The sequence below is a fragment of the Pseudoalteromonas sp. ECSMB14103 genome (assembly GCF_000813065.1).
GTDB lineage: Bacteria > Pseudomonadota > Gammaproteobacteria > Enterobacterales > Alteromonadaceae > Pseudoalteromonas > Pseudoalteromonas marina.
This window is the reverse complement of record NZ_JWGY01000003.1, coordinates 140,927-155,627: the sequence shown is the minus strand read 5'-3', so window position 1 is coordinate 155,627 and position 14,701 is coordinate 140,927. Positions and strand designations below refer to the sequence as shown.

General features: G+C 39.8%; 15 protein-coding genes. 7 read left to right on the top strand and 8 right to left on the bottom strand.

What is annotated here, in order from left to right; all coding sequences use genetic code 11:
* Positions 1-182 precede the first annotated feature (182 nt).
* On the bottom strand, positions 183-704 hold the full coding sequence (locus RF53_RS08470; RefSeq protein WP_039037305.1) for a lipocalin family protein: 522 nt from the start codon (positions 702-704) through the stop codon (positions 183-185).
* 120 nt (positions 705-824) lie between these two features.
* Here RF53_RS08470 and RF53_RS08465 point away from each other — a divergent pair, with 120 nt between their 5' ends.
* The 3 genes from RF53_RS08465 to RF53_RS08455 are packed head-to-tail and all read left to right on the top strand — an operon-like array spanning position 825 to position 2,234.
* Positions 825-1,280 (top strand): YaiI/YqxD family protein, encoded by a 456-nt coding sequence (locus RF53_RS08465; RefSeq protein ID WP_004588273.1) that lies wholly within the window; start codon positions 825-827, stop codon positions 1,278-1,280.
* A gap of 1 nt (position 1,281) precedes the next feature.
* Positions 1,282-1,824, top strand: a complete 543-nt coding sequence (locus RF53_RS08460) for a DUF6942 family protein (protein ID WP_039037304.1) — start codon at positions 1,282-1,284, stop codon at positions 1,822-1,824.
* A 17-nt stretch (positions 1,825-1,841) separates the two neighbouring features.
* A complete protein-coding gene (locus tag RF53_RS08455; RefSeq protein ID WP_006793297.1) occupies positions 1,842-2,234 on the top strand; it encodes an ACT domain-containing protein in 393 nt (130 codons plus the stop codon).
* A gap of 71 nt (positions 2,235-2,305) precedes the next feature.
* Here the strand turns inward: RF53_RS08455 and RF53_RS08450 are convergent, their stop codons facing one another.
* The 7 genes from RF53_RS08450 to RF53_RS08420 form a co-directional block, all read right to left on the bottom strand.
* Positions 2,306-2,698 carry a hypothetical protein gene (locus tag RF53_RS08450; RefSeq protein WP_006793298.1) on the bottom strand — a complete coding sequence of 131 codons (393 nt, stop codon included), beginning with the start codon at positions 2,696-2,698 and terminating at the stop codon, positions 2,306-2,308.
* Positions 2,699-2,826: 128 nt separating this feature from the next.
* Positions 2,827-3,273 (bottom strand): hypothetical protein, encoded by a 447-nt coding sequence (locus RF53_RS08445; protein WP_039037303.1) that lies wholly within the window; start codon positions 3,271-3,273, stop codon positions 2,827-2,829.
* A gap of 149 nt (positions 3,274-3,422) precedes the next feature.
* The gene (locus RF53_RS08440; RefSeq protein ID WP_039037302.1) at positions 3,423-4,079 is read right to left on the bottom strand and encodes a class I SAM-dependent methyltransferase; all 657 of its coding nucleotides are present in this window, start codon (positions 4,077-4,079) and stop codon (positions 3,423-3,425) included.
* Between the two features lie 20 nt (positions 4,080-4,099).
* The gene (locus RF53_RS08435; protein ID WP_039037301.1) at positions 4,100-7,750 is read right to left on the bottom strand and encodes an AAA family ATPase; all 3,651 of its coding nucleotides are present in this window, start codon (positions 7,748-7,750) and stop codon (positions 4,100-4,102) included.
* Positions 7,747-8,994, bottom strand: a complete 1,248-nt coding sequence (locus RF53_RS08430) for an exonuclease SbcCD subunit D C-terminal domain-containing protein (protein WP_039037300.1) — start codon at positions 8,992-8,994, stop codon at positions 7,747-7,749. Before RF53_RS08430 ends, RF53_RS08435 begins: the two co-directional genes overlap by 4 nt.
* A gap of 78 nt (positions 8,995-9,072) precedes the next feature.
* Positions 9,073-9,309, bottom strand: a complete 237-nt coding sequence (locus RF53_RS08425; RefSeq protein ID WP_006793303.1) for a hypothetical protein — start codon at positions 9,307-9,309, stop codon at positions 9,073-9,075.
* Between the two features lie 133 nt (positions 9,310-9,442).
* Entirely contained in the window at positions 9,443-9,679 is a 237-nt protein-coding gene (locus RF53_RS08420; RefSeq protein WP_039037299.1) for a hypothetical protein, read from the bottom strand.
* A 284-nt stretch (positions 9,680-9,963) separates the two neighbouring features.
* Here RF53_RS08420 and RF53_RS08415 point away from each other — a divergent pair, with 284 nt between their 5' ends.
* From RF53_RS08415 to RF53_RS08400, 4 genes are all read left to right on the top strand, one after another.
* The gene (locus tag RF53_RS08415; protein WP_039037298.1) at positions 9,964-12,411 is read left to right on the top strand and encodes a M1 family metallopeptidase; all 2,448 of its coding nucleotides are present in this window, start codon (positions 9,964-9,966) and stop codon (positions 12,409-12,411) included.
* The gene (locus RF53_RS08410) at positions 12,411-12,905 is read left to right on the top strand and encodes a DUF6702 family protein (protein WP_039037297.1); all 495 of its coding nucleotides are present in this window, start codon (positions 12,411-12,413) and stop codon (positions 12,903-12,905) included. The genes RF53_RS08415 and RF53_RS08410 overlap by 1 nt, the downstream gene beginning before the upstream one ends.
* 312 nt (positions 12,906-13,217) lie before the next feature.
* Positions 13,218-13,835 (top strand): HAD family hydrolase, encoded by a 618-nt coding sequence (locus RF53_RS08405; protein ID WP_006793307.1) that lies wholly within the window; start codon positions 13,218-13,220, stop codon positions 13,833-13,835.
* A 133-nt stretch (positions 13,836-13,968) separates the two neighbouring features.
* Complete coding sequence (locus RF53_RS08400) at positions 13,969-14,694, top strand: YebC/PmpR family DNA-binding transcriptional regulator (protein WP_008132889.1); 726 nt, start codon at positions 13,969-13,971, stop codon at positions 14,692-14,694.
* The last annotated feature ends 7 nt before the right edge of the window (positions 14,695-14,701 follow it).

Sequence of the window (14,701 nt, the reverse complement as noted above, 5' to 3'; positions counted from 1 at the left end):
CTATAAAGCTTGCCAACAATAGGGGGGATATTCAGTATGTCCAACACTTGCATGTCTCGTTGCAAGTGCAGCTAATATAGCCCGAACATATTTAACTTACCTTACAGTAAGGTGATCGTTTTATTACAGCTGTAACAATCATTAGCACAACAACTGTAAAGCCCCTTTACATCGCTAAATAACTACTGTTTAACCCAAATAATTTGCTCTGTAGCAAAGCCTAGTTTGTTTGCTTTAGCTATAAAATGCTGTTTAAGCTTGTCACTAACGGTAGGTGTACGTGATAAAAACCATAAATAATCACGGTTATAACTTGTAATAAATGCATATTGGTAGTCGTCTTGGTCTAATTCAAAAATTACGTAAGCACCATAAAATGGGCCAAAAAACGAGACTTTAAAATGGCCTGTGTCATTCCCTTCTACAAATTTAGCTAAGCCTTCTGCTTCATCCCACTTTTGCTCTTTAGTTATGAAACCTTTGTTGAGCACTTTTACTGTGCCATCGTCGTTTACTGTGTAAGTTGCGGTTACTTGCTCCATGCCCTCTTCAAATGAGTGATCAAGGCGGGCGATTTCGTACCACTTACCTTTGTACTGCTCAAGGTCAAAGTTTTTAACGGGGGTAATTCCTTCAGGTGCACTTGTGCAGGCAGTGAGTAAAAATAACCCTGTAATAAGTAAAATAGTCGTAATGGCCTTCATGAAAGCTCCTTTTTAAATGTGATGCAGTTTGTACGGCTTTAACCAAATAAAGTTTGCTAGCCGATTAAAATAAATTGCTATAGGATCAGTTAAATACTAGAGCAATTAAAAGATTTAAGCATGAAAATATGGGTAGATGCCGACGCATGCCCTGTGGTAATAAAAGAAATACTTTTTAGAGCAGCAGAGCGCACGCAAACACCAACCATTTTAGTGGCTAACCATGCAATGCGCATTCCGCCTTCAAAATTCATAAGCCGCGTACAGGTTTCGAGCGGGTTTGATGTGGCCGATGACGAAATAGTAAAGCGTGTAGAAAAAGGCGATTTAGTTATTACTGGCGACATCCCCCTAGCCAGTGAAGTTATTGATAACGGTGGCCAAGCACTTAACCCGCGTGGTGAGCTTTACACGCCAGAGAATATTCGCTCGTTATTAAACGTGCGCGATTTTATGGATACCATGCGCTCAAGCGGCGTAGAAATGAGTGGCGGGCCACCACCGCTTAGCCAAACCGACCGCCAAAACTTTGCCAATAACCTCGACCGTATTTTAGCGCAAAAAAAGGCGAGCTAGTGTGAGTGAGCAAGCTATTGGCCTAGGTGAGCATGATTTTAATGTAGGCGTGTATGTCGCAAAAGCACCGCCTATGCCCTACTTTGAAACCCTGCAAAGTGTTGAGCCTGTAATAAACGAGCAAATAAATACCATAAACCAGCACTGTGGTAATGGCTGGCGTAAAGTGTTTAACGTATACGCTAAAGTATTGTTTGCGCTACCGAGTGAGCATTACAGCTTTGCTAAACAAGCCGATAGCTGGCAAGCGTATCGCGATACATTTTTACTGCAAAAAAACAGTAAAACAGCGCTGCTATTTAGTGTCCCCATTATTAACGGCACTAATAAAAACCAGCTGCATATTATTGCTGGGCGAACCCATGCTAAAAACTTATTACAGCAAGGTAAGCTTAATGCGCAATTTAATTGGCTAGACGATGAGTTTGCAATTGATACAACGAATAACATTATTGTGTGCCCGTACTTTGATTACAGGCAGTTAAGTAATATTAAAATAGCCCGATTAAGCGGGCTTGTAGCTAAGCTTAAAACAGCTAATTAAAAATGTAAGGAGTCAACATGGTGGGAATTTTAGAGCTAAATACGTTATTAAAATCAATGAACCCCGAGCTTAAACAGGGTGAATATATATTTTGCTGTTTAGCAGGCGACCTTGCTGACTACGTTCATTTAAACCCGCTTGCTAGTTACGTTGAAGAAGAAGGCCTAACCCTTATTTTAAATGCAGATACCGCTGATAAAGCCGGTATTACTTACGAAGGTAAATATAATTTAATAACCCTTAATGTGCATTCAAGTCTGGAGGCTGTTGGTTTAACCGCTGCGGTATCGGCCAAATTAACCGAGCATAATATTAGCGCCAATGTAGTGGCTGCGTTTTATCACGACCATATTTTTGTACAAATAGATAAAGCACAGGCGGCGCTATCTGCGCTTAAAGAGATTGGTTAAAATTAATTTGATTAAAAGTCCCCGGTTTTGGGTTGTTTAACGTTCAGTAACCGCGCTTTTAATTTTTTTAATTACACTATAGATTCAACAATTTTCAATGCTTTAAGTTCGTTTTCGTGGGTTATGCCATCAGCTTCAATTACTTGCTTAAGAAGCTCTAAAACAAACACTCTCATTGGTTGGTCAATAATGTGCGACATACGGTGTTGAATAAATGACTCTATTTCGTTTGTTTGTACCGCTGAAACACATTTTTTAGTCATTTCTATTATGTAATTGTCTATTTCTATTGCTGAGTTCCATTCAATTTTTTGTGCCCAAGCACTCACTACATTTAGCTCTTCGTCAGCAATAGAACCATCAACAGTGACAAAAAGTAAAGCGAGGTCTAATAACGACTCTTTTTGAAGTTGCTCAACACATACGCCCATATCAAAATTATTTAATAACTGTTCAAACTTCATAGTGCTTCCTTGATGGATAAAAATACTGCTAAAGAGCTTATACCAAAGCACACCAAAAAGTAATTTTAATGGGTTTGTTTAATTGCAACATTTTGTAAGTAATTAATAATACGAGCCTTGAAGCTAGGTTAGCTTTTGGTGTTATTTATATTTAGGCAAAAGCTGTCATTAGCCGCTTCTAGCTTTACTTTATTTCCTTTTTTTACTCTTACACAGCGAGTACTTTTTGGCAGTTTTTTCTTTTGAATTACATTAAATTCGCCGTTATCTATATCGTTAAGTGTGTATTGATATGCTGTGTTACCGCCTTCAAATAAGGCCGTGAAAAGTCCGCCAATCAATGCTCCGGCAATTGCACCGCTGATCATGTCTTCGGTGTTACCATCTAAATCCTCGGCTAAACCAATGCCTGCACCAACCATGATTCCGGTTCCGATTTCTGATGACAGCTTTACCTTTTCAATTGATTCGACCGTAGCATAGTAATGCTTAATGATATGACCTTGGTCATCGCGATCAACGCCCTGAGAGGCACAGCCAGACAGTAATAAAAGGGCAATTAAACTTTTTTTCATGATTATTCTCTGTGTTGGTAATGAGTACAATCATAATCGCTAATTCGTAATAAAACTGTGAGAGCTTTGTTTGTAGCTGTTAGAAGTTGTAAGAATGTGTTCAGAGGAAAACATCGACTCAGGAAAAGCCGATGTTTAAATTAAGGCGATTAAACAACGTATCCGCTAAAACCAAGCGCTTTAAAATAAAGCTTAGGAATACCGTATTTGCACTCGTTAAGTAATTCACTTAAGCGCATTCTATCAAGTGGGTAAAACTCACTTTCTAAGTTTTGAGCTGTGTAGGCCTGCCCTGCGTCACTTAAGCCTAAATCGGCACACACAGTAATTTGTGCTTCGCGCTCAAAGTCGGTTTCGGGTTTCATTAAATCGCTAATAAATAAGTTTGCGCCTTTATTTAAATTAGCTTTAATGTTTTTGAGTAGCTGCTTTTTGCTGCCGTCGTCTTTTAAAAAGTGCATTACGAGTAGGCATACCGCCGCATCGGCCTTAGTAGATAGCTTATCAAGCTCGCCTTCAATAACGTTAACGCGCTTTGCTATGCCGTGCTCTTCAAACGCTTGTTTAGCAATTGCGAGCATATCACTTGAGGTATCTTGCGCGGTAAATTGCCAAGTAGGGTTAAGCGCGGCAAGGGCGAGTATTTCTTTACCTGTACCGGCTCCTACTACTAAAATATGCGCGTTGTCTGCTAACGTAGCGAGTAGTTGTGCATTGGTTAGTTGGTGTAATAGCTCGTAACCAGGTACTAAGCGGGTAATGCGACTATCGTAATGTGTTGCTTGCTCGCCTGTAAATGTCGGCATTTTTAACTCCTTTAATCAGCTTATAAAACTTCAATAGTGGAGTATCCACCACTTTGCTTACTTACATGAACTTGCGTGGCTACACGTTCGCTCATTTCACTCACATGCGATATAACCCCTACTTTGCGGCCCTGTGCTTGCAACGAATCGAGCGCGTCCATAGCAACGCTGAGTGTTTCGCTATCTAACGTACCAAACCCTTCGTCAATAAACAAAGAGTTGATTTGTACTTTGTTTGACGAAAGGGATGCAAGCCCTAATGCCAGTGCTAGTGATACTAAAAACGATTCACCGCCAGAGAGTGTATTAACCGAGCGTTGTTCGTCGGCCATATCGCGGTCAATAATGGCAATATCGAGCGATTGCGCAATGGCTGTAAGCTCGTAGCGTTTATTAAGGGTTTTTAAGTGGCTATTAGCGTAATGCAGTAATATTTTTAGTGTTTGTGTTTGCGCTAAGTTACGCATGGTTTTACCGGTTGCATCGCCTAGTACTTTATTAAGTAAGTGCCATTGTTCAACTCGCTTTTTAAGGGTGGCTAGCTCAGTTTGCTTACCCTCAAGTGCTTTGGCATTTTGGTTGTGCTGTTCTATAGCAGTATTGGTGATAAGTAAGCTGTTTTGCTGCTCAGTTTGCTTTGTATTAAATGCCGTTAATTGCTCGCTAAGTTCAGCGTTGTTTTGTGATGGCTTGTTAGTATTTTGGTGATCTGTATGCGCACTCTGTTGCTGTTTAAGCGCAGCATTTGCATCTAAAAGTGCAGCTGAAAGCTGCTCAAACTGTTTTAAATAGGCTTTAATTTGCTCACTACTTAAAGTTAGTAAAATTGTGATCTGCTCATGTGTTGCCTTACTGTACAGGGCTTTAAAGTCGCTAAACCATTCGTTGTAGCGCTCTTCAAGTGTTTTAAGCTCCGTGCTTTGATCGGCTAAACGCAGCTCTGCGTTTTTAAGCTCAATTGCATGCTCATCACGTTTTTTAACAGCGTTATCGTAAGTTTGCTGGCTGTTAGTTAACTGAGCTTGGCATTGCTCAAGCTGGGCATTAATTTTTGTTTGGTAGTCGTTTACGCTTATTTGCTCGTTATTAAATAACGCAAGGCGCTCACTTTGTGTTGTATTTTGTAGCTGTTGAGCGTTGTCTAAATCATCTTTTAGCGTTTTAAGTGCACTTTCGCTTTTAGTTATTAGTGGCTTAAGCTGCTGTAATTGCTGATTGGCTGTGTCCATTTGTTTTTGACTTTGCTCAAGTTGCGCATATGTATGCTGATACAGCTCAACCTGTTGGCTTAAATCATTTAAGTTAAGCGAGCCAGTTTGCAGCTGCTGCCAAAAGTTGCTGTGTTCAAATTGTGCATTAAGTGTTGTGGTTAGATCGTTAATTTGCGACGTTAGCTCAGCGTGCTTTGTATTTACTTGGCTTAGTTTATTGGTTAATTCACTATTTAAATTATGCAATTGTTGCTGTATTTGCTGCTCAGCTTTTAGTGAGCTTTGTTGCTGATTTACTTTTGCTTGTAGGGTAGTTTGCTGTTTTTGCGATTCAAAATACTGCGCTTTTTGCTCGTTAAGCTGTTTATAGGTTTCATCTAGCTGCTCTGCTGTGAGGGCATTTAGGTGAGTACGCGCAGTCTCCATGGTGGTTTTTATTTCATTTCGTTTAGTATTGAGCGTTTGAATGGTTTGACCGTGCTGAGCATGCTCGTTAACGAGTACGGCATGTTGTGTTTGATGTGTGTGTAACTGCGTTTGTGCACTATCGTGCTGCTTTTTAGCATTAGTATAGTTGGCTTCAAAATCGGCTATTAAGTTGTTTAATTGCGGGTTTTGATTAGTAGCATAGGGGTGCTCGGTTGCACCGCACACTGCGCAGGGTTCGTTAGGGTTAAGCTGTGCGCGCAAATGCTCTACGTTTTCGCTGGCACGCAGGCGAGCTTGGTTTAGCGCATATTCGTTATGTTTAAGTGCTTGCGCGCACGTTGCTAGGTTTTGTAAAAGCGACTGCTGCTGTTGCTCACTTTGGCTAAGTTTAGCTGCAATATTATTTTGCGCTTGTGTACTTTGCTTAAGCTCTTGGGTAAATTGAGCGTAGCGTATTCGCTGCTCTTTTAAGTAATCAATATTTTTAAGTTCGCTGTCGCATTGCTCAATATTGAATTGGCGTTGGTGCTCGTTCAGCTCGTTTAGGTTTTTTTGATCATGGCTTAGTTGCTGCTCTTGCTGCTCTACCTTTTTATTTTGCGCTGTTAAAAGCTCAGCCTGTTTGGTTTGCTCTGTTAGCAGTTGCTTATTTTGGGTTGCTGTTGCATTAAGTTGCTCATTAGCACTTAAATACGTATTAAAGCTGTGTTGGTAATAATTCCAATCATTCGCGAGCGGTTTAAGCTGTGTATGTTCAGTAAGCCATTGCTGATGCTGCGTATTTAGCTTAGTTGCCTCATCAAGCACGGTTTGGCTGTGTTTAAACTGAATTTGTAATTCGCTAAGTTGTTGCTGCTCTTTATCACTTTGCTGAGTAAGGCTAGTAATGCTTTGTGCGTGAATAGCAAGCTGGTTGTCGAGCTCGCGGGCTTTTGTAATAATTGGCTCAGCAGAGTGCTTTTGCTCTTGCGCTGTTTTTAATTCGCTTTGTTTGGTTTTAAGTGCCTCGGCTTGCTTTTCAATAAGCGTTGCATGGTCAATATTTTTTAAGTCACTTATTTGTTTATTTAGGGTGTTATTTTGCGCCGTTAAATACTCATGACGTTTTCGGTTATCTTTTATCTCAAGTGCGCTTTGTGCTTGTTTTGCTTGTTCACTCTGTTGAGCAATTTTTGCAAGCTCGTTGGTAGCATGCTGCTGACTTTTTGTTGCCTCTTCAAGTGCGAGCTCAAGTGCACTGGCTTGCTTATACCAGTTTAGACTTTGCTCTGTGCTTATTAGCGCTTTTTTAGTATCTTCTATTTGCTGTTTTAGCTCATTAAGCGTGGTGTGTTTTACTGCTAATTCATCTTCACTTAATAAGGTATAGCTTGCGAGGCTTGCTTGTAATAAATCAAACTCATCTTTTAGTTCTTTGTTGCGCTCAAATATACGTTTACCAATCAGGCTAAATTTGTCGGTGCCCGTTAGGCATTCTAATAATTGCGCGCGTTCATCGCCAGTGGCTTTTAAAAATGCAGCAAACTCGTGCTGCGCTAATAATACCGCACGCGAGAATTGCTCAAAGCTTAGCCCTATTTTACTTTCTATTTGTTTTAAGGTTTGGCTTTTGTCGGCTATGAGGGTTTCATCGGGCAAAGTAACTAACGTATGCTCGGCGACTTTTAATTTACCCGTTACTTTTTTATGGGTGCGCTGTATAGAATAACGGGCGCGGTAAAGGTGTTTGTCTTGCCCTACAAAGTCAACCTCAGCAAAGCCTTCCCATTTTCCACGGCGTAATAAGTTACGCGCATCGTTTAATTTTATGCTGTCGCCATTAAAATCAATTAGGTTACCTTTATCGCCTTTTAGGCGTGCCGTTTTTGTATAAAGTGCTAAACAAATAGCATCTAAAAAGGTACTTTTACCCGCGCCGGTGTCGCCGGTTATTGCAAATAAGCCCGCATCTTTTAATGGGGCTTGAGTAAAGTCGATTTCGGCGTCTACTATTGATGCTAAGTTATGAATGCGTACTGCGGTTATTTTCATAGTTGCTCTTGCTCCGTCAGTTCACTTATTACATCGTTTAAAAGCACTTTTAGTTCATCGGGTACGTTCTGCCCTGCCATGTCTTTATCATTTGCAAAGGCTTGTTCTAATAAATTGAGCGGATTGAGCATTTCAACTTCACTTAAATCTTCAAATACTGTGTCGCTGTCGGTTTGGGCTGTTTGTTCACGAACGCGTTCGATACCGCAAAATTTTACGTGCTTACCTTCTAGTGCTTGTTCTATTTGTTCTCTGAAGGTGGTGTCGGTATCGCTTGATTTAAGCTTTACGCGTAAATAAGGGGCAGTAGCATGTTGTGATGTATCGAGTGCTTTAATTTGTTCACATAAGTCATTCAGTGGCACACACTCCCCTTTTGGTAAAATAATAACGTCGGCTGAGCGCGGAATGTAAAGGGGGTTTACAGTTGTGCTAATGCTCTGTTTTTTATCGCTTTTAAATTCGATAACATTAACTTGGTGAGTATAGTTACGCTCTGAAAACGACATGGGAATAGGCGTGCCGCTATAGCGAATAGCCTCGTTTTTAGCAACTTGTTGCGCTTTGTGTAAATGGCCTAGAGCTACATAGTTGGCTTTATTGCCAAACACATTGGCTGAAATAGACTCTTCACCACCTATCACTAAGTTGCGCTCTGAATCGCTTGATATGTCGCCGCCTTTAGCGTGTAAGTGCCCCATTACTATTAACGGTGATTTTTGCTCATTAATTTTATAGGCATGCTCTAAAGCAAGCTCATAGGCATTTGCAACGCCCTGTGCATAGCTAGGGCCGTTTTTTGTCTGGCTTAGTGAGCTGACATCGCTTGAGCGTAAAAAAGGCATAGCAGCAATTACAGCGCGTTTATTATTAGTATTTATTTCTATAATAATATCGCCTGGCGCTGATACATCAAAACGCCCTACTACGTGGGTATCAAATTGAGCAAGTAAGGGCTGAGCCGCTAAAATACGATTTGCAGAGTCATGATTGCCAGCAATAATTACCACGTGCATGTGTGGGCAATGTTTTTTAGCGTCTTTTATAAACTGGTAAAGTTGGTTTTCGGCGCTGGCACTGGGTGTTGTCGTATGATAAATATCGCCTGCAACTAATAACAAATCTATTTGCTGCTCAACAAGTGTGGCAAGTAACCAGGTAAAAAATGCTTGATGCTCAACACGGCGGTCGTGTTCGTAAAATTGTTGGCCAAGGTGCCAATCGGAGGTATGAAGGACTTTCATGTCGCGCTCTTAAAAACCAGTAAGAGCGCCAATATACCCAAGGCTGCTAAAGATGCAAGCCTCAGTATAACTAAACAGTTAGCTTAAGCTGTACCAAATGCCAAAAATTACTGGCAAAGCAATTAATGCGATGAGTAGAGGTTTTTTTAACGTTTTAGTTTGTTTGGATTGTAGTCTTTTAAGTGCGTTAGTTTCGTTACAAGCAGCTACTTTATCAATGTAAAAATAACCTGAATCTAGGTACTGCTTACAGCTATTTTCGTTGGCTGGGATTGCAATTAGTTCTTGTTGTTTTTTTAGGATATAAAAATCCATGAGCCCACCGCATTTCTTACTTGTAATCGATAATATTTGAGGATAAATAGTCGTTATTTATTTGCCTCAAATAAAAAGGTGGGCGATTTTAAATACAAATGACTACAAAGATCAACCAAAAACTACGGTAATTTCAATTTATCGTACAAATAATTAAAATTAGTGAAAACACCGCAATATTTACGCCAATTATGAGCTGTTTTTTACTGTGTTTTTGTTCAGTGGTTAGCCGTTTTAGGGCATCTTCTTTGTTGCAGGCCGACACAATATCTACATAAGAATAATGGTCAGCTTTATAGCGCTCAAGTAGTTCTTTTTCAGCAGGAATTGCGTCTAGTTTGTTTGCCTTTTTTACAATATAGAATTTCATAGCGTGGACCTTTAAAATCTCACTTAACTTTACTGTAATCTCATTTGATGAACTTGACCTGAAGTTGGCTAATACGTGAGTGTTTTAATGCTCTAGTAGGTTTAAAATTTGTAAACCCCCTTTACATTTTTAAATGAATTAAAATAGCTAACAAATTATTGTTATTTGTGCGTACAAAACTTTAGTGAATATCACCCTAAAAATAGGGTGTTTGGTCGCTATTTAATTGAAGAAAACGGCTACATTTGACACAGTATGATCACAAAATTATTTTAGGACTAACAATGAAAAAAATAAGTCTTACGCTTAGTGCTCTTTTATTGCCAATGGTAATGTCGGGTAGTGCTATTGCGTCTTCAGTTGAACAAACAAAAGGCTCGTTTGTTGATAAGTTTCGTCAGTTAGATGAAGCATTGCCGACACCAAATGTTTACCGCAGTGCTGCGGGTGAACCAGGTGAAAATTACTGGCAGCAAAAAGTTAACTACGATATTGACGTGAAGTTAGATGAAAAAAAGCGTCGTCTTAGTGCAAGCCAGAGCATTGAGTATAAAAATAACTCACCGCATACATTAAAATATTTATGGTTACAGTTAGACCAAAATATTTTTAAAAGTGATTCAATTGCTGAAACCACTAAAACCTTTAAAAGCACGTTACAAAGCCTGCCTGCGCAAAAGCCCGCAAAACTGAGCCTAGGGCAGTTACGTCGCCAGCAATTTATGAGTGACAACGAACTTGGCTTTGCAATAAGCAATGTTAAAGACGAAGACGGTAAAGCACTACGTGTAACAATCGTAGATACATTAATGCGTATTGACTTGAATGAGCCGTTAAAGCCAGGTAAAGAAGTTGAGTTCAGCATGGACTTTGCGTTCAATATTGTTGAAGAAGATGCTGTTGGCGCACGTTCAGGTTATGAGCATTTTGAAAAAGATGGCAACGATATATTTTTACTTGCCCAGTGGTTTCCGCGTTTAGCGGCGTACACAGATTACGAAGCATGGACGAATAAAGCCTTTTTAGGCTCAGGTGAATTTACGCTTGAATTTGGCGATTACGACGTAGAAATTACAGTACCCGCTGATCACATTGTATCGGCGACGGGTAAGTTAGATAATCCAAGCAAGGTACTTACAAGCACGCAGCGTAAACGTTTAAAGCAATCTGAAACTGCTAAGCGACCTGTGTTTATTGTGACCGAAGAAGAAGCACTCGAAAACGAAAAAGAAGGCACCGACAAAACGAAAACATGGCGATTTAAAGCTGACAATGTTCGTGATTTTGCATGGGCGTCTTCACGTAAATTTATGTGGGATGCAAAAGGCTATCAGCAAGGCGGTGATGTTCAGCCACTGGTTATGGCCATGTCTTTCTTCCCTAAAGAGGGTGGCGACTTATGGAAAAAGTATTCTACTGAATCTGTTGTGCACACAATGGAAGTGTATTCAAAGTATTCGTTTGATTACCCTTACCCAACTGCACAATCGGTAAATGGTCCGGTAGGTGGTATGGAATACCCAATGATTACCTTTAATGGTCCGCGTACTAAGTTACAAGATGACGGTACACGCACTTACTCTCAGTCTGAAAAACGCTTTTTGATTGGCGTTGTGATTCATGAAGTTGGCCATATTTACTTCCCAATGATCGTTAACTCTGATGAACGTCAGTGGACGTGGATGGATGAAGGCTTAAATAGCTTTTTAGATGGTGTTGCTGGACGTGAATGGGATCCTACTATTCCTTGGGGTGTTGAGCCTCGTGATATTGTATCGTATATGAAATCTGAAGTTCAGGTGCCTATTATGACGCAATCAGATAGCGTACTTCGCTTAGGCCCTAATGCTTACACTAAACCTGCTGCCGCGCTTAATATTTTACGTGAAGTGATTTTAGGCCGCGATTTATTCGACTTTGCATTTAAAGAGTACGCACAGCGCTGGAAATACAAGCGCCCTACCCCCGCTGATTTTTTCCGTACTATGGAAGAGGCGTCAGGTGTTGATTTAGATTGGTTTTGGCGCGGCTGGTTTTACACTACCGACCATGTAGATATCTCGTTGGATAAAGTGTATCAACTGCGTTTAGATACTAAAAATCCAGATATAGATTACAGCCGCCTACGTGATATTGAAGCTGACAAACCAACATCGTTATTTGTTGAGCGTAACCGTGCAGAAGGTAAAAAAACATGGGTTGAGAAAAACCCTGATATTACTGATTTTTATGACGAAAATGACCGTTTCACGGTAACGAATAAAGAGCGCAACGCGTACAACAAGTTTTTAAAAGGGCTTGAGCCGTGGGAGCGTAAAACGCTAGACCGTGCTTTAAGTGACGATCAAAACTATTACGTGATGGAATTTTCAAACTTAGGCGGTTTGGTGATGCCAATTTTACTTGAGCTCACGTATGAGGATGGCACTAAAGAGGAGCGTTACATTCCTGCTGAAATTTGGCGTCGTAATCATAAAAATGTACAAAAGCTTATAGTTACTGATAAAAATAAGCCGCTTGTATCAGTAAGTGTTGATCCACGCTGGGAAACTGCAGACGTTGATGTAGAAAACAATAACTACCCACGTCGCATTATTCCTTCACGTATTGAAGTATTTAAAAAGAGTAAGAGTAAAGCTAAAGTGAGTCGCGATATCATGCAAGATATTAAAACAGAGCTTAAAAGCGATGAGAAAAAAGACGCAAAGGATGAAGTAGAGGAACAGCAATAATGCGTTTTTTGCTTATTGTTGTTTGCTTTTTAATTGCTGCGCCAAGTATGGCGCATCAATTAAAATCATCAGTAACGACTGTGCTTTTTAACAAAAGAACGCATAATGTTGAGCTTATGCATCGGTTTTACTTACACGATACTGAGCATGCCGTTAGCAGCTTATTTAAAGGTAAAATTGATATAATTAGCAATAAAACCGATCAACAACGCTTTGCCAAATATGTTGAGTCACATATGGCTTTGCAAACATTAAATGGTGACGTTGTGCCGCTTAACTTTGTTGGCGCTCAGGTTGATGGTAAGTTTTTTTGGGTTTATCAAGAAGCGCCTATCCCAGAGGGAATTCAAGGGATAAAAATGAGTAATGGTGCGCTGCGTGATTTATGGCCATCACAAGTAAATATGGTGAACGTTGAAGGCAAAGGTAAAGTCAAAACCCTAAACTTTGCTCAGGATGATACCTGGCTTGAAGCTCGCTTTGAGGCTAACTAACTCATTCTTAATATAAAATACGCGCTTATTTAAGTGCGTATTTTTTTGCACTATTTAACGTGCGTTCATAATTGATCGGTAAAATACCAAGTTACGTAAAAAGTTGGGTTGTTTATATTTACCTTGTTTTGCGCAACATACAACTAGCTGCTAAGCTTTTGTTCATTGGTAGTTGCAGTGAAGTTACTGACCACCTCGCACTATTAATTTAAATATAATTAGTATTAATTGTTCCCACTTAAGGGTGTAAGCTCAGAGTATTTTTATGTTTGAAAAAAGCTCAACTAATTATTTTCACAAACAAGGATTGGTATGACGACTCAGGTAGAGGCTATCCATGGTGTTATTTTTGATTTAGATGGTACTTTGGTATCGTCAGAACTCGACTTTTCACTTATTAAAGCCCAAATTGGCTGTCCCGATAACGAAGATTTACTCGACTTTATTGCGCAACTTCCTTCTCCTTATATGCGCGAAGAGGCAATGAACATTGTTCACCAGCACGAATTATTAGATGCGCAACATGCAACGTTGTTGCCAGGTGTAAGTGAAGCTATTGCACTATTAAATGAACGAAATATTCCTATGGCAATAGTGACGCGTAATTTTGACAAAGCAGCTGCGCTTAAATTAAAAAATAACCCGCTTCCTATCAGTACAGTACTTACACGAAGTGACGCACCAGCAAAACCCGATCCAAGTGCATTAAATGCTATTGCTACGCTTTGGAATATTAGCGCAGATAACCTATTGTACGTAGGCGATTACTTATACGATATTCAAGCTGCACACAATGCTAATATGCGTGCCTGCTTATATGCTCCCAATGAAACGCCTCCTTATGCTGATCAAGCTGATTATGTGTTGCATGATTTTTACGATTTGGTTGCTTTAGTTGAAAGCTACTCCAAAAAAGTCGAGTTATGTTAAATTGACGCTATATTAGTTTTAATAAATTTACCTCTCACAATATGGGCGCTCATTCACTAAGGTTTACTAGCCCAATACGTTTTGAATTGGTAAAATAATAAAAAAAATGTAATGTATTTATTAGAGGCACAAAATGGGTAGAGCATTTGTAGTTCGTCAAAGTTCTATGATCAAAACAGCTAATGCAAAAACAAAAGTAAACTCAAAGTACGGTAAAGAGATTTACGTTGCTGCTAAAAATGGTGAACCCGATCCTGAAGTAAATCAAACTTTGCGTCGTCTAATCGAAAAAGCTAAAAAAGACCAAGTTCCTGCGCACGTTATCGAAAAAGCAATAGAGAAAGCTGCCGGTGGAGCAGGGGAGGATTACTCGGTTGCTCGCTACGAAGGCTATGGGCCGGGTAATTGTATGGTGATTGTTGATTGCTTAACTGATAACCCTAACAGAACCATCAAAGATGTGCGTTTACCGTTTACTAAAACTGATTCAAAAATAGGGACGCCTGGTTGTGTAGCCCATATGTTTGATCATTATGCAGTATTAGGCTTTGCAGGCGATGACGATGAAGTTGTTTTAGAAGCGCTAATGATGGCCGACGTTGACGTTGCTGACGTAGAAGCTGAAGATGGAAAAATTTCGGTTTTTGCACCGCCTACAGAATACTTTAAGGCTAAAACAGCTCTTGAAGACGCATTTGAAGGTATTAACTTTGAGGTAGACGAAATTACTTTTATCCCTCAAGTTAATATTGAAATTGATGATGAAGAGGTTATTGCTAACTTCGATAAATTTATAAATATGCTTGAAGACTGTGATGACGTACAAAATGTGTATCACAATGCAATAATAAAAAAATAACCTTAAC

What these genes read in the sequence shown, in the direction of transcription:
- RF53_RS08470 (WP_039037305.1), bottom strand. Translation starts at nt 704, where the DNA reads ATGAAGGCCATTACGACTATTTTACTTATTACAGGGTTATTTTTACTC.
- RF53_RS08465 (WP_004588273.1), top strand. Translation starts at nt 825, where the DNA reads ATGAAAATATGGGTAGATGCCGACGCATGCCCTGTGGTAATAAAAGAA.
- RF53_RS08455 (WP_006793297.1), top strand. Translation starts at nt 1,842, where the DNA reads ATGGTGGGAATTTTAGAGCTAAATACGTTATTAAAATCAATGAACCCC.
- RF53_RS08450 (WP_006793298.1), bottom strand. Translation starts at nt 2,698, where the DNA reads ATGAAGTTTGAACAGTTATTAAATAATTTTGATATGGGCGTATGTGTT.
- RF53_RS08445 (WP_039037303.1), bottom strand. Translation starts at nt 3,273, where the DNA reads ATGAAAAAAAGTTTAATTGCCCTTTTATTACTGTCTGGCTGTGCCTCT.
- RF53_RS08440 (WP_039037302.1), bottom strand. Translation starts at nt 4,079, where the DNA reads ATGCCGACATTTACAGGCGAGCAAGCAACACATTACGATAGTCGCATT.
- RF53_RS08435 (WP_039037301.1), bottom strand. Translation starts at nt 7,750, where the DNA reads ATGAAAATAACCGCAGTACGCATTCATAACTTAGCATCAATAGTAGAC.
- RF53_RS08430 (WP_039037300.1), bottom strand. Translation starts at nt 8,994, where the DNA reads ATGAAAGTCCTTCATACCTCCGATTGGCACCTTGGCCAACAATTTTAC.
- RF53_RS08425 (WP_006793303.1), bottom strand. Translation starts at nt 9,309, where the DNA reads ATGGATTTTTATATCCTAAAAAAACAACAAGAACTAATTGCAATCCCA.
- RF53_RS08420 (WP_039037299.1), bottom strand. Translation starts at nt 9,679, where the DNA reads ATGAAATTCTATATTGTAAAAAAGGCAAACAAACTAGACGCAATTCCT.
- RF53_RS08415 (WP_039037298.1), top strand. Translation starts at nt 9,964, where the DNA reads ATGAAAAAAATAAGTCTTACGCTTAGTGCTCTTTTATTGCCAATGGTA.
- RF53_RS08410 (WP_039037297.1), top strand. Translation starts at nt 12,411, where the DNA reads ATGCGTTTTTTGCTTATTGTTGTTTGCTTTTTAATTGCTGCGCCAAGT.
- RF53_RS08405 (WP_006793307.1), top strand. Translation starts at nt 13,218, where the DNA reads ATGACGACTCAGGTAGAGGCTATCCATGGTGTTATTTTTGATTTAGAT.
- RF53_RS08400 (WP_008132889.1), top strand. Translation starts at nt 13,969, where the DNA reads ATGGGTAGAGCATTTGTAGTTCGTCAAAGTTCTATGATCAAAACAGCT.